Raw genomic sequence first — 19,655 nt, 5'->3', positions numbered from 1 at the left:
TTCCTTTTTAGGCTAGCAAAGGTATATGCATGAAGGGAATTGACTAAACTTAATCCCCCAAGAATTACAACTGAGCCATTTAAAACCTCTTCTTGTGCTTCTTCTAATGGAGTACTCTTATATTCCAAAGGAATTGCTTCAAATTTATCGCAAGCTCCTAATATTCCACACATCAAAAAAAGTGAGAAGATCTTTCCATTTTTATATCTATTCATATTTATGTTCATTTAATCATTAAATTAGAATGTCAATTGTACACCAAGATTCACTACACGCTGATTCATATAAGCATCACCCGCCGTATTAGTTTTTATCTCAGGATCTTGCTGATATTTATCATAACCTGTAAATGTCAATAAATTATAAGCATTCACATAGAAACGAATGTTATCTACATACTTAGGTAATACTTTCTTTGGAAGTTGATATCCTAAATCAATCGTCTTCAAACGGATATACTACAATCGCCAAATCAAAAAATTCCCGACCGAAAAACAAAATGTGTCATTAAAACACATATTAACATAAAACAAAATGTGATTTTTGGTGCAAAATTAAAGCCTGTTTAATCATCGTTTAAACAGGCTTTAATTTTAATCTATGATCATGTAAACTGATAAATCAGGATTGGCAACAAGCGGAAGAACATCCTCATCATCAAGAACGCTCATTGCATATCTATGAATACTTTTCTTTATCATTTCCAACGTTGGTTTTTCAAGGAATATGGAACTGGCAAATGTCACCAGTTCGTTTCCTTCGTTATCGGTTCTGTCAATGGATTGTATTGCATATCGTATTATCCATGTTCCATCGGATAATTGTTCGATCGGCTTAGCCAATTTCCGGGGTAAGATATTTTTTCGCATTGCCTTTTCTTATTTGTTTTTTTAATTGTTTCTTAAAATTATATTCGTTCTTCAACACAAAAACCTCCCAATGTCCCTGAACATAAAAATATTCCCACCATGCAGGATTAATACGTTTCGCCACTTTCCGTCTTAGATTGTACGTATTGAAATGCCTCATTAATCCATAGTAGGAATTCAGGGTGGCAACAAATTTGTCCGCGTGTGCTTCCGCAAAGCCTTCCTCCGCTATTTTATTATATTTGCTGATTACATCGTATAAATTACCGACAACACGGTTTGAAATATAAATTCGACCGGGCAAAATGAATGCCCCTACAAACAAAACTCCCTTAGAATGATGCTGTATATATATTTTTTTAGGATGTAATTTAAGAAGCAGCTGCTCTTTCAGGTAACTGTCAAGCAAAGGAACAGTATTTAGAATATCTTCTTTATTACGCATTACAAAGGCGAAATCATCCACAAAACGCACATAATGCTTGATTCCCAGTATTTCGGAAACATAGTAATCAAAACAAGAACCGATAAAATTTGCGAATTTCTGCGCATGAAGACTGCCGGGGGCAAAACCATGATCCGGATCAGCATGAAACAAACTTTTATCATGAGGCAACTCATCCCATAAATGTAACGGTGATTTCCTATAACATTTATACTGTGGCTGGTGAAAGATAACAGTGCGCAATATATATAATAAACACTCTATATCGTCGCCTTTATAGTTATCCCGGATAAACAGGTCGATCATTTCCCATAACAGGGATTTGGACATTGACATAAAAAAGCTTTTGAAATCACCCTTGAAAATGTATGCGTCTTTCGTATAATTTTCACTGACTTCCATGATCATCCCATTCAGATAGATAACAGCCGAAAGTGCTCCTTCACCAATACGGCAATTTTTTGAAACATTTCCCTGTGCCTGAAAACGCTCTTCCAAAATAGGATCAAGGCGTAGATCAGCCCAATGTTGTATTACACGATCAACATAAGCGGAAGCAAAAATTTCACGAAGAACGGGCTTTTTCCGTATGAAGCATTTTGAATAATCAGGTTCGTAGCGACCGTATCTGATAGCATCCCACACGGCAACCAAATCCGTGTCATATTCAAACGAAAACTCTATGCAGTCATCTGTATTGCGTTTATTCTTGCAACAGACGTCAAATGCATGCACGATGGAAGATAAGGGTATGTCATAGATCGGTTTATCTGTTGCGGAAACGGGACGAACCCTGCCTGCGTTAGTCTTGTTGTTCGTGTTCACGTTGCCGTTGTTCATGTTCACGTACCACGCGTTCGAGGATTCAGCATTCACTGTCTTAGTCTTTCCCGGTTCATCACCGGGGGAATGCCCAATAGATAAATTAGATTGCTCTCCCATAAACTCCGTGAAGATTATGGCTCTGGCTTTACGGAAGCTGTCTTTTCCTGGGAAGCGGTGAAATTACGCCACCCTATAATTTGCTTTTCAATCGACGTAATCATCTCAATGATGTCTGCTGTCGTCTGAATATTGATCAGTTTCCGGTCTCGACATACCCTTAATAAGAGTTTCAATGTATCAAACTTAACAAGGAATTCGTTCAGGTATTCCACTCGACGCGGAAGGCTTGAATTTGCATAACGGATCAACTCGCAACAACGAAGGGCGGACATCATAAGTTCCGTACCGAATTCGTACCTGTAATTCTTCGGAAACTTGTCTCTTGCATCAAGTATCAACATTAATAACCGATACATTAATTGATAGACTGGTCTGTCCTCTGCTTTTCCCATGTTAATTTTTGATATTTTTAAAATTTTTCTTTTGCTCCGCAAAGTTAATGATTGTCAAACTATTAACACTCATTTTTTCAGAATTTTAAAACTTAAAAAGCCCCTACCGGGGCTAATTAAACGTAACTATCTAAGAGATAAAGAGTTAAAGAGATAAAGAATCTATTGCGGAAACGGGACGAACCCTGCCTGCGGTGGTCTTGTTGTACGTGTGCACGCTGCCGTAGCTCATGTTCACGTACCACGCGCTCGAGGCGTCGTATTCGGTGCTGCTCCAATACCAGTCGGCTGTAATTATATTTTGATTACCTGATACAGAGGATAATAACTCATTGATTTCGGTCTTATATTTGGCGATGGTAATGAGTTCTCCTTCGCTGGGAAGATACCACTCGGTTTTGTCTTCAAGTCCGTCCAGTTCAAGCGTACAAGCCTTATAGTTCTTTGCTGCTTCTGCGGCTGGTGCACCGACGACACCGGAATTATCCTTGACTCCTGCAGTGGCTTCTATGATAGCATCAGTATTTTGCTTTCCGTCTGCCGTTTCATAAAGCCCTTGATTACCGTTCCCGTAATTCTTAACGCCACGGATGTCCGTACCGTATGCCCCCCATTTGAAAGTACGCCCGCCTATATCGTCAGTGCAGTCGCTTTTCGCTATGACGAACTGGCGACGATCCGCACGGATACGGACACCTACACGCAGGTATTTTGAACGGTTATTTGCGCTAAGGGAATTCCATTCTTCAGCAGTAAAGAACACGTTGACACCGTCTTCGATCCGGATTGTGGCAAAGGACAGGTCAAGCAGCCCGCCAGCCCATCTGATATATTTTGCAATGTCACTGGCAGGCGTATTTTCGTTCACGTTGGTAAAACCGATCTCCTGCAAAACAGATACCTGTTCTTCTTTATTCATGCGCAAAAGCAATGCGCTTTCATTATTCTTGTCTGTCATAAATATGTACTGTTTTAATGGATTACTCTTCTGCCGTTGCCCTTACATGCAACAGGCTTGTATTTTTATTCTGTACGTTCATGTGCCCGGTATTCAAATTGCACGTCCATGCATTTGTCGTATCATAGTACGTGCTCGTCCAGTAGTATTTGTCCGTCAGGAACATGCTGTCACTGCTCCAAAATGCACGCAGCATTTCATTGATTTGGTCACGGTATCGATACATGATCATCATCTGTCCGGAAGAAGGCAAGAACCATTCAGTATCATCCTCCAGACCGTCGCCATCGAGTGTGAAGGCTTTATAGGCTACGGCAGCTTCCGCAGCGGGTGCGCCTTCCACACCGTTCGAATTTGTCCCTTTCAGGGCATCAAGGATCAGGCGTGTATCTTCTTTCCCGGTGAAGCAGGTGTACATTTTGCCCAGCATCTTTGCGGAAAGCCCGTCAATCGCTTTACCAAGACCGCCCCAATAGAAGCTGGAAGACAAGTCAGCTGCATAACACTCTTGTGCCGCAATGACAAAAGACTGCGAATGTGCCCGGATACACAAACCACGACGGATAAACTTCAACTTGTTGGCAGGAGTCAACGAGTTCCACTCCTCACGGGTAAAATACCATTTGGAATTATCGGAAATCCGGTTACATGCCACCCGCATGTCCAGCAACCCGGTAGCCCACTTTATCCGGTTAGGGAACTCGCTGGCACGCGAGTTTTCCGTAATGTCGGCAAAGCCTACCGCCTGCAAGGCTTTTACCTGTTCCTGTTTATTGAGACGCAGCAGGGTTGCGCTCTGTTCTTTTGTACTCATGTTATTTGCTGTTTACTATATCGTTAATATCCATATTTTCTTCCGCAAACCGTTGAAGGTATTCTTCATAGGTTTCACCATTATAATAGTCCATGATTTCACCCACATTATCCAATGTGACTTCGGGATAATAGGGTTCTCCGCCATACGCTTCCGCATTAAACCAGTCGATGATCTTGATATAAGCGTCGATTATGGTGCTGACGGTCAGACCTTCGAAGCCGTTCCGGATCGCTTCTATATCCGAGTTCTCGATGACTTCATCCAGCAGATAGTTCCCGGTAAGTACGGGCTTCTCTACCTGATTACCGTTTTCATCCAGTCCCCCGATACCGAGTTGCAGGATTTCCAGCACTTCCGAACCGTTCCCGATGAAATCACGGTTTGTGATACGGATATGGCGGAATACGACATTACCTTCCTGCGAATCGATTATGTCGCGGATCATCTTTACAACGTCGATAAGCGGGCAGTTTTCCACGCGCAGTGTGGTGATGTTCGGCATGGATTCAACAACGATGCCTGTGTCCGCGTTCAGCCCCTTATAGCTCAACTTATCGAGGTTCATCAACTTGAACTGTGTCATGGTGGTCGGCAGTTCCGCATATTGAACCGGACAGCCGCCTACAAAATTGATAATCTGCAGGGAACTGCCGTATGCCAACAGGCGCAAAAGGCGTGTTGCCCCGGTCAGGTCAAGAGATACCAGCTTTTTGAAGTTCTCAACGTTCAGGAGTCTCATGTACGGTTTTTCACCAAGCGGGAGGTCTGTGACGCTATTGTTGGCATATCCTTCGCGTTTGCTGCCGAACACCAGTTCCTCGACACGGATCAACGTAGTGAAGTCTTTTGCCTGTGTACCGTCGATGTTGACAGTGCTCAAATCACCCAAAGACTTGATCTTCGATGCACCGATGATATAGATCGCGCTCGATGAGTTTGAACCGTCGAAATGGAATGTCACCTTTGAGCCGTCTTCTTCCGCCCATGCCCCCTGTTGTGCGGCTGGCGTATTGAAGCCCGCCCACAATTTCCATTGCTCGCTTGCGGTCACTTCGATATTGATGTCCTCACCGATGGCGCGGAACATGCACATATTATCCGCCTTCAGGATCGTGCTGACACCGAAATAAGCGTCAAGGAAGTCATAACGGGCAGACACATAGTAATGGCGGTAAGGGATACCCATACCGGAGATCACGTTGAACGCCTGACCGCCCGGATTGGTGATATACTTCGCCACGGAATCACGGCAAGCGACGATCGCAGGGATCAAGAGGTGGTCTTTTTCTTCCGATTCACGCAGAACGGCTTCGTAGGAGAAAGCGGACTCGCCACCCGGAAGGCGCGATGTGCGGATTTTCTCCGCGGTCGCTGCAAGTCCGACCTGATCATAACGCCACATGCCTTGCCAAACGACGCTCATACGTCCGGCAAATACGTTTTCCCCCTCCATGACGCTGTCAAGCATCACGTTATACGGAAGTTTGAAGATACCGGAATTATTCTTTCCGTTCGTACTGTCCGAATCATAATCGTGGTTCATGTACCAACGGTAAATACCGTCCGGGCAGAGGTACAAAGCCCACATGCTGTTTTTCGATAACTGGTCGACGCCTGAATGATACAGGATACGGACTAGGTATGCGCGGAAAGAAGCCACGCTGCAATACTTGTCCATTTCCTCAACCAGCTTCCGGTATCGGTTTTCGAGCGTATCGCTGACCTGTGCACCGTTGATACTGATTTTGCCGCCTGCCATACGGTTCTTCGGGTTACATGAATACACCCATTCGCAGAACTGTTTCCAGTGGTACGGTGTCTTCTTTCCAAGCGCATAGGCAAGGTTCATGCCGTCATCGTCCGGTGTACGGAATTCAAAGAACATCGTCCATTTGGGAACAAGGCTTTCCGTTGACAGTTCCGCACCGTACAAGCCTTTCACCCACTTGCTGTGCGTCGACTGCATAGTCATGAAGTTGTCGATATCATCGAAGATGCACATACCTTCATAATCAAGCATTTCAACACATTCAACCGGATTCAGGACACGTCCGGTAACGACCGTTTTCCTGCCGTTGAAAGAGATTGTTCCGGTAGTGTTTTTCCATGCCCCGTCGACGTATTCCATGAACTTGTACGAAGCGTCCGTCGATTTGGAAAGCATGTAGATCGTATCCTGATCGTAGTCGTCAGCATGGGACATGAAATAGGATTCCGTCACGTCCGGAAGGTCGGTGAAGTCGCCATAACTCAAACAGTCGGCATTGTAGCCGGGAACATCCTTGAAGCCGAAAGTCGGTGGATTTCCCTTGTCAATGTTCCAGTCACCGCGACACCAAAAGTACGCGTCATTGATATTTCCGGTATCTGATTTGAAGACAAGCACACTGTTACCGTCAATACTTGTACGCAAGTCCAGCGTGTTGTTTTCATCCGCATAGTACGCGTTCTGCGCTGGGGTCATATATTCCTCGCCCAAAGCCTTCTGCATATCGTTATTGATACGGGAAATCGGGGTGTTTACCTTGTCGGGTGATGCATAGTTGACCTTCAGGCAAACCTTGTCGAATGGAATAGTCTCACCACGCAAAATGATTTTCTTGTTTACAATCGCGTCGAGCAAAGCCTGCGGAGCCCGTTCCGGATACATCGCACGGATAATTGCCTTTTTCAGCTTGTATTTCCTGTTCTTATAGGTTGGATAGAAGGCGGATGTCGTACCCTGATTGGTCGTTTCCACGTTCTCGAAAATAAGACTCATACCTTTGTCCTTGCAGAACAGATACAGGTCTGTATATATCTTGGTGGACGTGTCCGTTACGTTGTCAAGCGTTTCAAGTTTATAGTCCCCGTGTGGCATTTCGACCAGACAGTCGCACATTTCAAGTGCTTTGTTCAGGTCGATTTTATTGTCGGTTAGGATATCGTTCTTTTTGTTCAAAGCGATCATTTCGTCCGTATCAGATTTACCGATCACAAATTCATCGTTAATCTGTTCGTCCGCCATTTCCTTTTCCCAGGAGAGCAAGCGGTACATATACAGTTCCCCGGCTGTTCCGGAGAAGCTGATTTGTTCGGACTGTTTGATCGCGCTTTGTCCTGCCGTATATTTGGATGCGCCAATCAGGTCACCGTCACAATATAGCTTGGTATAGCCTTTGCCGTCCTCTTCCGCATTTGCCTTTTCAATGACGAAAGCAAACTCGTAGATGTCGCCCGGCTTGAAATACCGTTCGATCAGTTCAGTTCCGAGTGCTTTGAAGTACACACATTTTGAAGTGATACGCCACCCGATTTGGTTTGCTTCGTCCCAGCATGACACGACGTTCGCGTCAGGATCGGCAGCGTTCTGCGTCTTTATCTTGATGATGGTAGTCGATCCGGTCTGCTCAATGTTGGTACGGTTATAGGGACGATAAGTACACAATGCGGTGGCATCATCCGAAACCTTGAACGCCTTCCCTTCGTTCTTGTCGGTGACAAAGGCATTCGTGGAATAGTTGAACCCGTTCTGCTTCATTTCATAAAGTCCGTACAGCCATGACTTGTCCTGATCCGAATTGTCCTTGTCTGCCGGATTGAAATAAATCATATAGCTGGAATCACCATTGATGTCAATGACGGAACTGTTAACGGAGTACTCAATCGTATTGCTTTCCCCAGCACCGCATTTCCCGTAAATACCCAACGTATTCCTGATATTGTCCGCAATAGTAAAGCCATCGACACGGGTGGACAGATTGAATGTACTGTTACGTCCTACTGATACGGTAGTCAGCACTGTATCGGTTTCACTGTTGTCTCCGGTAGAGGTATTGGCAACTTTCGCGACCTTGTGTATTTCGACATGGGCATCGGTAGCGACATGGCTGGGATCATAGCACGCCACTTCGATGTTCAGGTTTGCATACTTCTTGACTGACCATGCCGTTTCCGTTTCTTCGGAATGCGCAAGCGCCACGATAGGCATAAGACTTGACGGGTTGACAATCATCACATCAAAGAACTGGTAGTTCGACCATACGCCCGATTCCACGTCCTGTGCGACAATCCTGACAGTATATGCACCATGTTTCAGTCCCAAAGACGAAACGTTGATTTGCAAGTCCTGTGAGCGTGTGGAAGCCACGCTGGTTTGTGAGATCAGCTTCCATTCGTCGCCTATTTTGATATGTGCCGTAACGGTTGACTTATTGGCGGAAGACAGTTTGAACACGTCCGTCATGGTGATGAGTCCCGAACCTTCCTGCAATGTTTTGTACAAAGCCCATACACGGGAAAGTTTCAGGTTTACAGCCGTGACGCTGATTGTCTTCTGCGCGGTATTTCCCCCGTCATCGGTGGCAACGACCACAAACTTGCGGTTCATCGCTTCGCTGAAATAGCTTTTAACGGAAATCGCAAAAGTGTAGTCCGTATCTGACGGGGAACTTTCCCGGTTCACGTTGAACGTTTCAAGCGTTTCCCCCGTTGACTTGTCTTTCAGTTGCAGGGTTTCGATATTGTTGTATGAAACCATTTCACCCGATCCGGTACGTGACAGGATCGCAAGCCTGATTGTCAGGTCGTCAGTTCCGAGTGCGGCATACAGGGAGGTCTTTTGCGGATAGATATACACGATTGTCCCGGCAACGCCCCCACCGCCACCAGTTCCGACTGCAAAGGTGAAACCGTCGCCCAGCGGAAACCCTTCCGCGTCCTTCATGTACACACGCACCGTTCCGTCTTCCGCCTGTTCGCCATCCACGTCGACGGGCATGGCATCATAGACCGCACCACCTGCTACCGGGTTCACGCTGTCCTTGATGATTTCGGAATCGGTTTCGACTGTTCCCCCAGCGGCAGAACCGAAGTCGTTCCATGCCGCCAAGTCATTATAATCGGCACGGGACGCGCACAACTGTTTGGACTCGAATGTTTCCTTTCCGGTGCGGTAGATGATAACCACACCGGGTTTGATGCATTCCGTTTCATTTGCCGTCTCGTAAGCTGTCAGGGCATCGATAGCCGTTTGAAGAATATAGTATCCGTTTGATAATGGCGCAATTTCATCGACCAGCAGCACTGCGCCTTTGCCCGTCATGTCGCCACCAGCACCACCGAAGTCCGTCCAGTTCGCTTCTGTGGCAAAGCCTTCAAGGGATGATCCGGCAAACTGCTTTGACTCCCATTCACCATCAGCAACTTTATAGGTTAATACTATACCCGGTTTGCGGTAAGTGACATTATCCGCATTCTCCCTTTCCGTAATTGCGGCAATGGCTGCGGACAAGGAATAGACAGAGCCGCCACATATTTCGTTGACATTGATAACGGACAGGGCTTTGTTAGCCAGCGACAATGCTGAAGACGCGGTAGCCTGTGCGTCTTCAGCCGATTTCTTTGCCGCTTTTGCAGCCAAGTCCGCAGACGCGGCTAACTGTATCGCGTCGGAGTCGGCAGAAAGCAAAGCCCCGGCAAAGTAGATGTAGGTCTTGTTGCCGAACAGGTATATTTTATTCTCGTGCGGGTGTGTGCGGTCGGTATTCATATAGGCATCAACACCTTTCCAGCTTGGATAATACTTGTTGTCAACGAAGCAGGCAAATTTACCCAGACTGGCGAGAAATACAATTTTACCGTCTTCAGTAGGCGCACTGGACTGCTCCAGCACAATGGAAGAGTCGGTTACTATTTCGTCGAAGCGTTCTGTTGAGTGATGTACGAAATCTACCATTAATGAAGACACGTCCTGTGATGTGCTGTCGGCATCGTCAGAAAGGCTTTTAAGTTTACCCCATACTGTCCCGTCTTCGCTTTCCGATTCCGTGCCGATATTATCGGACAGCTTTCCGATATTTTCATTCGCTTTTTTAGCGGATTCCGCAGCTTCGTTGGCTTTCTTTTGTGCAGCATCAGCCGTATTCTTTGCCGTTTCTACATCTTCTTTTTTTGCATATACGGAAAGGTTGCCTGTCGTTGAGACAAGTTTCCACCCCGGATTTTGAAAGGCGTAGATGTTACCATTGTCGACTGCATCGGGGGTATTCTCGTCATACACCGTCACGATCTGACCGAATTTCAACGGCTTTCCGTCAGAACCGACCGGGGAAGTACTGTCCGCGTTCATCTCCGCGACGGTGGTGTATGTGTTACGAATCCCCAACCCGATCTGGTTTTTCTCCGCTTCGTTGATGACATCCAGCGTTTCATCAATCAAGCCGCCCACTTCTTCAGGTGATATGGATAAGGAATCTTTCTTTGCCGAAAGTTCCTGTGCCCGTCTTTTTAATTCGTATATTGTTGCCATTATCAGTTAAATCTTTAATGTATCCTCGATTAAAATAGTACTTGCAGGCATTTGGACAAGTGGGCTGCCATCTGCTGAAGCTATATAACAGTTGCCGTTATCGAATGTGAGTTGAACAATCATTGATTGTGGATTATCCCATGAATCTGCATACGACATCGATAGACTGAACACTCCGGAAATATTCTTTACAGACGAATCAAATGTACATAATCTCCGTTTGCCGTTCACTTCAGGAGCTATCATGGAAGTTCCTGTATTGGCAGCAGCCAAGATATTAAAATAGACAGTTTCATTGCCCGTCTGTTTTGCCCGGTATATGATTTCTGCTTTTCCGGAAACGACTTCACTTAGGGATAACTGGGCTTTCATGTCCTTTTCTATTATGGTCTTGTCCAAATAATCTGTGACAATAGCCAATATTTTGTTCCTGAATGTTACTACATCATTTCTGCCTACATACATATCTGACTTTGTATATGTTGTTGACAGTTTTACATACCTGCGCTCATATACTTGCGCTTCGGAATTGTCCGCAAATATTTCATTTTGAAATTTTTCCTGAACAACCACCCAGTATACTGGTTGTGATGTAGGCACAGTAAGAATATCCGGTTTTATCGGATAAACTTCATCACCTATCACGATATATCCATTTCCGACAATAGTATACACTGTATTGGAACCAAGGATTTCCGTGCTGACCGGATCGCTTAACAGAATATGTTTCTCTCCCAGTTTCATCCCGGAACAAATGGCTTTCAATACGTCTGCTGTGGATTCTTGCATAAATTCCAAATCATCCAAATAAAATGGCTGTCCGCCTTCTTTAAATAACAGTTTATTCATATTCGTATATTTTAAGGACGTAGGTTCGTCCGGCTGGTTTATAATAGTCAATCAAGTTTTTAATCTCATTCTCATACGTTGACAGGAACGACGGTATGTTCACCATGTAATTTCCCGAATAGTTCCCTTCACCGCGCTGCTGGATGTGTTTCTTTCCCACTCCTTCACCCCGTTTATACAGGTAGGACGGGATTTGCTCTTCCCTGCGGTGATACAGGTACGATTCTTTTCCCGCAATATCAGTGATGTATATTTCCCTGTTTTTCAAGAAAAACCTGTCGTTCAGCACTTTCTCGATATATATCACCTGACCGTTTATATTCAGCTTGTTGATAGCCTGTTTACGGTAGCTTTTAAACAGGGTGTAAATGAAGATTAAAGGGAGAAGGAAGATGGATATGATTGCAAATATCTTCCTTTTCCTCAATGACGGACGAAGCACATACTGCGCGTATTTGATAATGTCAAAATCATACCACATAAGTCAGGGAGGTTTCAAGGCTGTTCAGGATGAAGCACCCGGCTACAGCCGTATAGTTATTATTTTTAATTACGTTATATTCCGTAGCGGATGCCGCTTTTGCGGCACATTCTCCAAGTTCGACGTCCAGTACGCCTTCAACCCTCTGTATCGCGTCAACAAGTTTTGTCTTATTGAATTTACCGCCATACTCGATACCTTTCAGATAATCGTTGATGGCGGCAAGTACTGGTTTACTACCATCCGTCAGGCGGATACCGGAAGCGTTGATAACCATAGGATCGACTTCTATGGTCGCGTTGATACGGATGTCATCTGCCGGAATTGACTGTATCGACAAGATTACCCCGGCAATCTTGATCGAATTCATATAGCTTTTAAATGCCGTCAGAACGTCCCCGGTCAAAGGACAAGGAAGTCCCCCCTCATCTCCGGACACGAGTATCTGAATACTTCCTCCGCGATCTTTGACTGCCACATACTTGACAAGCTGTTTGGTTTTGTCGATAACGGAATACCGGAACTGGTATTTCTCCGGATCATAGACCAGCGGATCACCATACTGGAAAGCCAGCGCACTGCTATGATACCATCGCACGGTCGGTATGATATTGGCGTCAATCCGTTCCTCCACGTCCGATTTGAACTGGTCAAACATTTGCTCTATGACGTGCGCTGTTGCCGCAAAAATGTAAAACAGGGTACTTTCTATTGATACGGGGGAAAACACCGAATCAAAGTCGGCATCACCCGTGATGCCATACAGGTCACGGATAATGCTGTTTGACATATAGGCATCCGTCATTTCTTTCTTTATTTCTGCGATTGTTCTAGCCATTACTTAAATTGTTCGGTAAACTGTTCGGTGAAAATTCTCAATCGTACCGCATTTGAGGCGGTTTCAGAAGTAGCCGGACAAACGGAGTTCCGCTGGCAGTAATCAGCCAGTTCACTGTTATAGACCTTTTCCGGGGTTTCGATTTCCTGTCCGGCTTGTAGGGTGTCCGTTATGCCCATATCGTTCGTCCTGGCAAGCATGAAAGCCGCTTCGATTGTACCATATTCCTGCACGGCTATGTCCAGCAGGGTTTGTCCGGCTTGTACTACAGTTTTCATCTTACATTTTTATAAATAAAAAATACAAATGCAATAAAAAAGGCTGCTATTACGGCTTTTGCCCACGGAGGAATGTACGCGACCTTTTCAACGACCTTTGTATCATTCCTCTCCTGTTTTTCCAGTTGCTCCTTCAATGTCAGCAGGGTTTCCTGAATTTCCTGTATTTGTACCTGAAGTTGTTCATTATAGGTTTCTTTCTCCTGTCTGGTAGACGTTCCTGTCGCTGTCTCCGTGGAGGTCGGGTATTGTTTCCCGGTCGAATCCGGTGGCGAATAGTTCGTCTTCTGCCAGTTGAATTCCATTTGCTGCATCATCTCGATCATTCGCTCAACATTCTTGTTTACGCTGACCTGCGCTTTGTCTGTAGAAACTTCTTCCTGTTCCGTCTGCTTCTGTTCCGTGTTATCCTGATGGACGGTCGTGTCCGTTTTGGACGATCGGCAGGAACAGACGGACAGCACCACGATTGTGAGTAAAAAAACGAGTATCTTTTTCATTACGGTCGAACGATTACAGGTGGTAAAAATGAGGTAAATTCACTCTTTACGTCGAAGCAGGGACATTCTTTCATCCACTCGCATTTTTCGACGATGCCGTTCCCGTTCTTGTCCGGACTGGTATCTCGATGCCCGAGGATATCAATAATGTCGTGGCGGTGGCAGATGTCCTGAACGAGCTCGCGCATCGCTTTCTTCTGTGCGTCCGTCCGGGTATCCTTTGCCTTGCCGTTCTTATCCAGTCCGCCCTCATAGCAGATACCGATTGAACATCGGTTATAACTGGTTTTCTCACCGGGAACGATAAAGTTATCATGTGCCCCGATTTCGTTTTCCGCACGCATGGGAATCACGCGACCGTCTTTCCGGATATAATAGTGGTATCCCCATTTTCCAAAGCCACGGGCTACGTGTGAATCATTAATTTGCTTCTCTGTGAAATCTTTGTCCTCGCGTGTTGCAGAACAATGAATGATAATGTATGTAGGTTTATTCATCTTTCTTTTCCTCCTTATTTTCTGTTTCGTCTTCTCCTTGAATGTATTTCTTATACTTGCATTTATACCTGTAATCAACTCCGAAGAGTGCGCCTGCAAAAGTCGAAACTTCGCCATAGGCGACTAAAACCGAGTTGTCAATCTGTCCCGTAGGTACTACCCAAAATCCGCAAAACAGCAGGATCATTCCGGATACGGACAGGAAAACTGCGATCCATAACTGTACGTGTAGTCTTTTCATGATACATACAGGTTATAGAATCAGTCGGAAAACTATCCATACCAGTAATATGACCACATCCGCCAACAATGCCCCGCGTACCGTCGCCCGGATGTCTGCCATATCCGGAACATCGTCTTTCGATTCCTTCCATTTACCAGCCAGCCATGCGGATACAGTTCCCAAAACCATGCCGCCCAATACGCTAGGGAAGCTCACCCCAAACAGGAAAACAGATGCTACCACGCACACGGCTAAAATGAGCATCCCAATCAGTCCGTGAATGATTTTGTCTACTCCGAACTTTTTAATCAGATCGTTACTTGCTTTCATTTTCAATCATTTTAATCGTTAGTAATTTCAATATTTATTTTGTCCACCAGCTCCGAATAGTCAATGCCCGCGCGTTTCAGGTGGATTTTCATTTGTTTCTCAATGGCTCTTTTATCAGCCTGTGAACGGATATACCGGATCAGGTTCGCACCCAGCACCGGGTCTTCTTTCAACTCACCCTGATTCAGCTCAAGCACGATTGCCGCATTTTGAATCAGAGTGTCACCGATTACGAACCCGGTCAGCCCGTCTTTTCCCTTATGGGGGACAATTCTGATATCACCATCCTTGTCGAGTAATAGTCCTTTCATTGCTTCACCCTTTCGTTTTCAATGTCCCTGACCTGTGTCTCTTTTAGTGATTCCGAAATGTAGGAAGACAATGCCGTTTTCAAAGCCGATCCCCCGTCGTTCGGTACAGGTGTCCATCCTGACAATTTCTGCTTCAATGAATTGATGTCCTTTTCAATCAGGTTCAGCCGTTCCGTCAGTTCCCCGACTTTTACCAGTCCGCCCAATGTCCCGCCATTCAGCACAATTTCGTCCACCTCATCAGCAGAAATCAGGAAGGCGTCAGTCTCCTGTCCCTCGATGATTCCGACCAGACAAGTTGTTCCCGGTTTCGGATAGATGCATAATGCACCCATTCCCAACTGGACATCATAATATTCAAGCTGGTCAATGACCCCGGTCACATCCATTGCCTTGTTTTCTTTATCAACCTTGTCTACCGTTACCCAGCGCAATTGCGCCTGTCTAGCCCCTTCGCGCCATTTTTCAAGCGCATCACGTAACTGTTCATCCGTAGTCATTCCGCACGTCCTCCCAACTCTAATTTTTGCCTGTATGTAGCATCGTCACTGAAATCCTTTGTCACCTTCTCAACGTAATAGTATCCGTTCATTTCCGGAGTTATTTCACTCTTCAGGTCAATCGTTATACCGTGGCGGACGACAGGTATCCCGAACAGTTCGACGCCCCCGCGGTACTTCTGCTTTTTAAGGCTTTCGTAGAAATCTCTGGCGAACTTCTTCAGGTCTTCGACCTTGACGGACTTTCCTTTTTCATTGTAAGTCAGGTTATAGACCTCACTTCCTTCCGTTCCGGCTTTTGCTTCCAGTTTCTTGCCGCCAGCACCGATGCTGACAACCTTGACCTGAAACTCACCGTTGGTTTCGTTCAGGTTCTGACTGACGGCATTTTTTTCCAGTACGATTTTCACCTTTTCGGTGTCGACCTTTTCGGAATAGACATTTCCGCAATACAGGACTTTGCCGATGAAATAGCAGTGGAGGTTGGTTTTCTTCCGGATGTCATTCAGGATTTCCGCGACCGTTCTGGAAGAATACCGTACCGCACCAAGTTCAGCATCATAGTTCGTCTTCACCTCATAGCCTTTGGCAACGTCTGCAAGCAGTTTCTTCAGTGTGACATTCTTTGCGGAATAGGACACTGTTTTTCTTTTCAGGTTATACATTTCGTCCTCGCACCGGATCGTCACTGGAACACCCCAGCCGATCAGCGATATATATCCTTCAAATTCCGTGTACAGGTTGGAATCATATCCGAGTTCAATCTTCACCTGATCCCCGGCAGACAGCAGTTCCTTCAGGTCTTTTCCGGCAAAGTATTTGATACGCCTGGGAAGGACTATTTCTGCAGAGTCTGTCAGCATCTTCCATGAACTTTCGATGTGAACCGACGAAATCGTATAGATGACCAGTTCCTCGCGTCTCTTGTTTGCCGGGAATGTGATCCGGCTGCACATCATATAGCTCATAGTGTCAGTTCATAAGGGTTATCACTCGTTGCTTCTATCGTGAACGGAACTACGCTGCTGTTTCCCTGAATCGGATTGAACGAAATGTTATCAATGACAATGGAGTAAATTTCCTTGTTGTTGAAGATGCTTCCCGTAACTCCGACCGCTTCCGTCACTTTGCGGAACTTGCAGAGCGCGTTCACTTGTTCGGCAACCGTCTTATAACCTTCCCGGCTTTTGTCTGCTATGCAGAATCCCCGGATATTGATTTTCCAGTCGTCGAGCCCGTAGACTTCCTTTACAGTTCCGTGAACACCCAATACCTTCGTTTTTGAACAGTTCATCGAGCGCGAAAAGTCCACGATCGTTGCATACGGCATCGGAAAACTAGCCATATTCATCGTGCCGCGTGACCCGTCCGGATTATAGGTGCTGTATTGCTTGTTACCGTCAAGGGTAAACGTCCCGATGACCGGAGTCCCCATCCAGCTGTATGCTTCGGCTTCGGCATCCGGAATCGTTGTCACTCCGATGTATTTCCCCGGATCGTAATCCTGCAGGGTTCGTCCCCACGGAAGATAAATCGGGGATGAAATCCCGAAGACCTCCGTGAACAATGCACCAATATTTAACGCTGTATTTCCTGTCATAACTTTATCCTATTGCTGGTACTGTATCGGTTATCACCGCTAAAATTTCCCGTTTGACCTTATCCGCAACATCGCGCATGTCCGCACCTGCCGCAACCCTGAAATGATTGTTGAATGTCACGTTCATGGTGATATTCCTCACGCTGCTTCCACCTTTTCCACCAAGTCCCACGTCTTTCCCGGAAGTCCCCCCGGTTGAGGTTGTGACGGTGGTCGGTTTGTTGACTGCCGCTGGTGCGGTGTCCAGCTGGAACTTGTCAAGTCCGGGGACTTTGTCCTTGTTCCGCCAGCTTTCCCGTCCCTTTTCCTTGCCTTCTTCCCATGCCCGACCGACTGCCACAGCGTTGTCAAACACTTCTTTCTTTACCCGTTCAAATACGTCGTCAATGCTCCAGTCATCCCTGAACCAGTTAACCGGATTCAGAATTTCAATGATTCCCATTTGGATGGTATGAATCGTCTTGAAAAAGGAAAGAAAGCCCGTTTTAAGGACTTCCCACAGCCCGAACAGGAACACACGGACTCCTTCAAACTTGTTATAAAGGAAAGCCACGAAAGCGATGACAGCCGTTATGATTGCAACGATCCAGCCGATGACAGGGATACCCATGATAGCGACGGAAATCAGCCGGCTACCCACGATTGTAGACAATGCCATTTTAGCCATCGACGCAACCCAAACCCCGGCAATCTTTGTTATTCCAAGTGACATGATCTGCGAAATAGACCATGCGACAGTTCCGAGCGTGACAAGCGCGCCTACAAAGATTCCCACAACTTCAATGGCAGGGGCAATCGGTTCTACAAATTCAAAGAAACTGATCTTCAGGTCGTCGATAAACGCTTGCATACGTTTCTGCTTTTCGGCATAAGTATCCATTTGTTTATTTGCCATGTCGACCGCAGAAGTAGAACCCTGTATCGCTTCCGTCCATGTGTCAATTTGGTCTACACCCTCAATCAAAGCCATCGCTGAAGCAAGGTTTTCACTTCCGAACAACGCGGACATGATTGTAGCGTTGTGCATGACCGGAGTCAGGGCACGCAGTCGGTCAGTCAGTGAAAGGGACTGGTTTTGCATCGTTTTTATATTGACCCCGGCAGCTTTCAGTTGCTTGATCGCGTCCGTAGTCGGAGCCTGCAATTTGACTATCGTGTTACGCAAAGCGATACCGCCTTCTGAACCCTTTTTCCCCGATTTGTCAAGCAACTGGATCAGGGAGTTTGTTTCGGCAAATTCAACCCCGAATGTTTTTGCAACACTACCCGTTTGTTTCAATGCTTCCGCGACCTCCCTGATTTCGGCAGACCCTTCGACAGTTCCTGCCGCCATGATGTTCATATAGTCCGTCATAGTTTGTGCGGCTTTCATCGGATCATCGAGGGAAACCTTATACTGGTTCATGGCGGTGGACATGGCTGCAGACGCTCCGGGGACGTCATTTTGCATCGTTTTACTAAGTGTCATTACATTATTCGACATGATTTCGAGCGCGTCCGGTGCTTTTTTCAGTTCCGGAGTAATCTTTGAAAGCAAGTCCTTATAAACGACCATAGCATTTGACGCATCGACACCGAACGCTTTTGCCGTGTTACGGGCTTTGGTGGCGAGAACGTCCAGTTCCTTCCCCTCCATGTTGGTGATACCGGACATTTCGGCAACGGCAGTTTCAAACCGGACGCCCGGTTCGATGGCGTCGTTAAAGGAATCACGGATATTGTCAACACCTTCCTTCAGCTGGTTGAGAAAGAACATTCCCTTTCCCAGCCCTTCCAGTTTTCCGGCTGTTTTTCCCGATGTCTCCCCAAGACGTTCAACCACTTCCTCCGTGTCGTCGATTACCCGTGTAGCTTCTTCGGCTGCATCGGTTGCCGCATGTAGCGGAGACGTGATCCTGTCAACCAGTTCCAATATCCATTGAGTCACTTGCATTGTCTTTTGAGAATAATCGGTTTACAACTTTAGCGAATGCATTGTGCATTACTATTTCAAATTCTTCCAACTCCGTTTTCCGCAACATGCGGTATTCGGCATAGAGCCGGAGCCATTCATCTTCGTCCAGTTTGTCCGGGATGTCGAAGCCATATACTTTTTTCAGGATGGCATCTATTCCCTCGACAAGACCGAACGCTGATGAATATTCCTCTATGCTTTGCTGATAAAAGCCGCCTGTCCGGCAATCAGTTGTCCGATGGCGGTCAGGACTGAAGTATAGACGGTAGAATCTTCCAACGCCTCCATATTGCCAGCCGCCACGCAGTTCCGGATCAGGATGTCATTTGCTTCTTCAAGATCATCCTTTTTCTTTGCCATAGCCAGCAGGATGTTTTTTTTCGGGCGGACGATCAGGTAGTCGTAACGTTCATCCTCGTCCACCTGTACGGTGACATGCTTCAGGCGTTTTCCGTATTTCAGTTTCAGTTCCGTATGCTCTTCCTCTGTGAAATCGACAATCAAAGCCTTTTCCTCCGTTGTCAGTTCCTCGTAAGGCTTTCCAGCCTTGATTTTCATTTCTTCTTCTTTCATTTTAAA

21 protein-coding genes and 2 pseudogenes are annotated in these 19,655 nt (G+C 46.0%); 1 reads left to right on the top strand and 22 read right to left on the bottom strand.

The genetic code is table 11. The features are described 5' to 3' along the window. The 21 genes and pseudogenes from KFO40_RS25745 to KFO40_RS17935 all read right to left on the bottom strand — a co-directional run. Window positions 1-215, bottom strand: a pseudogene (locus KFO40_RS25745) (hypothetical protein); the annotation flags it as partial. A gap of 24 nt (window positions 216-239) precedes the next feature. Continuing rightward, window positions 240-458, bottom strand: a pseudogene (locus tag KFO40_RS18030) (hypothetical protein); the annotation flags it as partial. A 135-nt stretch (window positions 459-593) separates the two neighbouring features. Next, window positions 594-869 carry a hypothetical protein gene (locus tag KFO40_RS18025; protein ID WP_008766343.1) on the bottom strand — a complete coding sequence of 92 codons (276 nt, stop codon included), beginning with the start codon at window positions 867-869 and terminating at the stop codon, window positions 594-596. Next, window positions 835-2,256, bottom strand: coding sequence for a reverse transcriptase (locus KFO40_RS18020; protein WP_008766342.1), 1,422 nt, complete (start codon window positions 2,254-2,256; stop codon window positions 835-837). Before KFO40_RS18020 ends, KFO40_RS18025 begins: the two co-directional genes overlap by 35 nt. 14 nt (window positions 2,257-2,270) lie before the next feature. Further along, on the bottom strand, window positions 2,271-2,651 hold the full coding sequence (locus tag KFO40_RS18015) for a four helix bundle protein (RefSeq protein ID WP_008766341.1): 381 nt from the start codon (window positions 2,649-2,651) through the stop codon (window positions 2,271-2,273). A 145-nt stretch (window positions 2,652-2,796) separates the two neighbouring features. Next, complete coding sequence (locus KFO40_RS18010) at window positions 2,797-3,609, bottom strand: DUF1566 domain-containing protein (RefSeq protein ID WP_211146662.1); 813 nt, start codon at window positions 3,607-3,609, stop codon at window positions 2,797-2,799. A gap of 22 nt (window positions 3,610-3,631) precedes the next feature. Next, window positions 3,632-4,423, bottom strand: coding sequence for a hypothetical protein (locus KFO40_RS18005; RefSeq protein WP_008766339.1), 792 nt, complete (start codon window positions 4,421-4,423; stop codon window positions 3,632-3,634). Between the two features lies 1 nt (window position 4,424). Next, window positions 4,425-10,715: a hypothetical protein gene (locus tag KFO40_RS18000; RefSeq protein WP_211146661.1), complete on the bottom strand. Its 6,291-nt coding sequence runs from the start codon at window positions 10,713-10,715 to the stop codon at window positions 4,425-4,427. A gap of 6 nt (window positions 10,716-10,721) precedes the next feature. Continuing rightward, window positions 10,722-11,564 (bottom strand): hypothetical protein, encoded by an 843-nt coding sequence (locus KFO40_RS17995; RefSeq protein ID WP_008766337.1) that lies wholly within the window; start codon window positions 11,562-11,564, stop codon window positions 10,722-10,724. Next, window positions 11,557-12,045 (bottom strand): hypothetical protein, encoded by a 489-nt coding sequence (locus tag KFO40_RS17990; protein ID WP_008766336.1) that lies wholly within the window; start codon window positions 12,043-12,045, stop codon window positions 11,557-11,559. Before KFO40_RS17990 ends, KFO40_RS17995 begins: the two co-directional genes overlap by 8 nt. Continuing rightward, window positions 12,035-12,883, bottom strand: coding sequence for a hypothetical protein (locus KFO40_RS17985; RefSeq protein WP_008766335.1), 849 nt, complete (start codon window positions 12,881-12,883; stop codon window positions 12,035-12,037). The genes KFO40_RS17990 and KFO40_RS17985 overlap by 11 nt, the downstream gene beginning before the upstream one ends. Then, entirely contained in the window at window positions 12,883-13,161 is a 279-nt protein-coding gene (locus tag KFO40_RS17980; protein ID WP_008766334.1) for a LysM peptidoglycan-binding domain-containing protein, read from the bottom strand. Before KFO40_RS17980 ends, KFO40_RS17985 begins: the two co-directional genes overlap by 1 nt. Then, complete coding sequence (locus KFO40_RS17975) at window positions 13,158-13,661, bottom strand: hypothetical protein (RefSeq protein WP_008766333.1); 504 nt, start codon at window positions 13,659-13,661, stop codon at window positions 13,158-13,160. Before KFO40_RS17975 ends, KFO40_RS17980 begins: the two co-directional genes overlap by 4 nt. Beyond that, window positions 13,661-14,158, bottom strand: a complete 498-nt coding sequence (locus KFO40_RS17970; RefSeq protein WP_008766332.1) for an N-acetylmuramoyl-L-alanine amidase — start codon at window positions 14,156-14,158, stop codon at window positions 13,661-13,663. Before KFO40_RS17970 ends, KFO40_RS17975 begins: the two co-directional genes overlap by 1 nt. Continuing rightward, window positions 14,151-14,399 (bottom strand): hypothetical protein, encoded by a 249-nt coding sequence (locus KFO40_RS17965; protein WP_008766331.1) that lies wholly within the window; start codon window positions 14,397-14,399, stop codon window positions 14,151-14,153. Before KFO40_RS17965 ends, KFO40_RS17970 begins: the two co-directional genes overlap by 8 nt. 12 nt (window positions 14,400-14,411) lie before the next feature. Then, window positions 14,412-14,711: a hypothetical protein gene (locus KFO40_RS17960; protein WP_008766330.1), complete on the bottom strand. Its 300-nt coding sequence runs from the start codon at window positions 14,709-14,711 to the stop codon at window positions 14,412-14,414. Between the two features lie 11 nt (window positions 14,712-14,722). Then, window positions 14,723-15,022, bottom strand: coding sequence for a hypothetical protein (locus KFO40_RS17955; RefSeq protein ID WP_008766329.1), 300 nt, complete (start codon window positions 15,020-15,022; stop codon window positions 14,723-14,725). Then, a complete protein-coding gene (locus tag KFO40_RS17950) occupies window positions 15,019-15,522 on the bottom strand; it encodes a hypothetical protein (RefSeq protein ID WP_008766328.1) in 504 nt (167 codons plus the stop codon). The genes KFO40_RS17955 and KFO40_RS17950 overlap by 4 nt, the downstream gene beginning before the upstream one ends. Then, window positions 15,519-16,490, bottom strand: a complete 972-nt coding sequence (locus tag KFO40_RS17945; RefSeq protein ID WP_008766327.1) for a hypothetical protein — start codon at window positions 16,488-16,490, stop codon at window positions 15,519-15,521. The genes KFO40_RS17950 and KFO40_RS17945 overlap by 4 nt, the downstream gene beginning before the upstream one ends. Continuing rightward, window positions 16,487-17,122 (bottom strand): DUF6046 domain-containing protein, encoded by a 636-nt coding sequence (locus tag KFO40_RS17940; RefSeq protein WP_008766326.1) that lies wholly within the window; start codon window positions 17,120-17,122, stop codon window positions 16,487-16,489. Before KFO40_RS17940 ends, KFO40_RS17945 begins: the two co-directional genes overlap by 4 nt. A 4-nt stretch (window positions 17,123-17,126) precedes the next feature. Beyond that, the gene (locus KFO40_RS17935) at window positions 17,127-19,055 is read right to left on the bottom strand and encodes a phage tail tape measure protein (RefSeq protein ID WP_008766325.1); all 1,929 of its coding nucleotides are present in this window, start codon (window positions 19,053-19,055) and stop codon (window positions 17,127-17,129) included. 43 nt (window positions 19,056-19,098) lie between these two features. Here KFO40_RS17935 and KFO40_RS17930 point away from each other — a divergent pair, with 43 nt between their 5' ends. After that, on the top strand, window positions 19,099-19,257 hold the full coding sequence (locus tag KFO40_RS17930) for a hypothetical protein (RefSeq protein WP_153842118.1): 159 nt from the start codon (window positions 19,099-19,101) through the stop codon (window positions 19,255-19,257). 11 nt (window positions 19,258-19,268) lie between these two features. Here KFO40_RS17930 and KFO40_RS17925 read toward each other — a convergent pair whose 3' ends face one another. After that, window positions 19,269-19,649, bottom strand: coding sequence for a hypothetical protein (locus tag KFO40_RS17925; protein ID WP_008766324.1), 381 nt, complete (start codon window positions 19,647-19,649; stop codon window positions 19,269-19,271). Window positions 19,650-19,655 lie beyond the last annotated feature (6 nt).

It is taken from the genome of Bacteroides sp. 1001302B_160321_D4, assembly GCF_015667765.1.
Classification (GTDB): Bacteria; Bacteroidota; Bacteroidia; order Bacteroidales; family Bacteroidaceae; genus Bacteroides; species Bacteroides xylanisolvens.
This window is presented reverse-complemented; position numbering and strand designations above follow the sequence as displayed.

What these genes read in the sequence shown, in the direction of transcription:
- KFO40_RS17950 (WP_008766328.1), bottom strand. Translation starts at nt 15,522, where the DNA reads ATGACTACGGATGAACAGTTACGTGATGCGCTTGAAAAATGGCGCGAA.
- KFO40_RS17935 (WP_008766325.1), bottom strand. Translation starts at nt 19,055, where the DNA reads ATGCAAGTGACTCAATGGATATTGGAACTGGTTGACAGGATCACGTCT.
- KFO40_RS17955 (WP_008766329.1), bottom strand. Translation starts at nt 15,022, where the DNA reads ATGAAAGGACTATTACTCGACAAGGATGGTGATATCAGAATTGTCCCC.
- KFO40_RS17985 (WP_008766335.1), bottom strand. Translation starts at nt 12,883, where the DNA reads ATGGCTAGAACAATCGCAGAAATAAAGAAAGAAATGACGGATGCCTAT.
- KFO40_RS17990 (WP_008766336.1), bottom strand. Translation starts at nt 12,045, where the DNA reads ATGTGGTATGATTTTGACATTATCAAATACGCGCAGTATGTGCTTCGT.
- KFO40_RS18005 (WP_008766339.1), bottom strand. Translation starts at nt 4,423, where the DNA reads ATGAGTACAAAAGAACAGAGCGCAACCCTGCTGCGTCTCAATAAACAG.
- KFO40_RS17940 (WP_008766326.1), bottom strand. Translation starts at nt 17,122, where the DNA reads ATGACAGGAAATACAGCGTTAAATATTGGTGCATTGTTCACGGAGGTC.
- KFO40_RS18015 (WP_008766341.1), bottom strand. Translation starts at nt 2,651, where the DNA reads ATGGGAAAAGCAGAGGACAGACCAGTCTATCAATTAATGTATCGGTTA.
- KFO40_RS17970 (WP_008766332.1), bottom strand. Translation starts at nt 14,158, where the DNA reads ATGAATAAACCTACATACATTATCATTCATTGTTCTGCAACACGCGAG.
- KFO40_RS17975 (WP_008766333.1), bottom strand. Translation starts at nt 13,661, where the DNA reads ATGAAAAAGATACTCGTTTTTTTACTCACAATCGTGGTGCTGTCCGTC.
- KFO40_RS17945 (WP_008766327.1), bottom strand. Translation starts at nt 16,490, where the DNA reads ATGAGCTATATGATGTGCAGCCGGATCACATTCCCGGCAAACAAGAGA.
- KFO40_RS17995 (WP_008766337.1), bottom strand. Translation starts at nt 11,564, where the DNA reads ATGAATAAACTGTTATTTAAAGAAGGCGGACAGCCATTTTATTTGGAT.
- KFO40_RS17980 (WP_008766334.1), bottom strand. Translation starts at nt 13,161, where the DNA reads ATGAAAACTGTAGTACAAGCCGGACAAACCCTGCTGGACATAGCCGTG.
- KFO40_RS18000 (WP_211146661.1), bottom strand. Translation starts at nt 10,715, where the DNA reads ATGGCAACAATATACGAATTAAAAAGACGGGCACAGGAACTTTCGGCA.
- KFO40_RS17925 (WP_008766324.1), bottom strand. Translation starts at nt 19,649, where the DNA reads ATGAAAGAAGAAGAAATGAAAATCAAGGCTGGAAAGCCTTACGAGGAA.
- KFO40_RS18020 (WP_008766342.1), bottom strand. Translation starts at nt 2,256, where the DNA reads ATGGGAGAGCAATCTAATTTATCTATTGGGCATTCCCCCGGTGATGAA.
- KFO40_RS18025 (WP_008766343.1), bottom strand. Translation starts at nt 869, where the DNA reads ATGCGAAAAAATATCTTACCCCGGAAATTGGCTAAGCCGATCGAACAA.
- KFO40_RS17960 (WP_008766330.1), bottom strand. Translation starts at nt 14,711, where the DNA reads ATGAAAGCAAGTAACGATCTGATTAAAAAGTTCGGAGTAGACAAAATC.
- KFO40_RS17965 (WP_008766331.1), bottom strand. Translation starts at nt 14,399, where the DNA reads ATGAAAAGACTACACGTACAGTTATGGATCGCAGTTTTCCTGTCCGTA.
- KFO40_RS18010 (WP_211146662.1), bottom strand. Translation starts at nt 3,609, where the DNA reads ATGACAGACAAGAATAATGAAAGCGCATTGCTTTTGCGCATGAATAAA.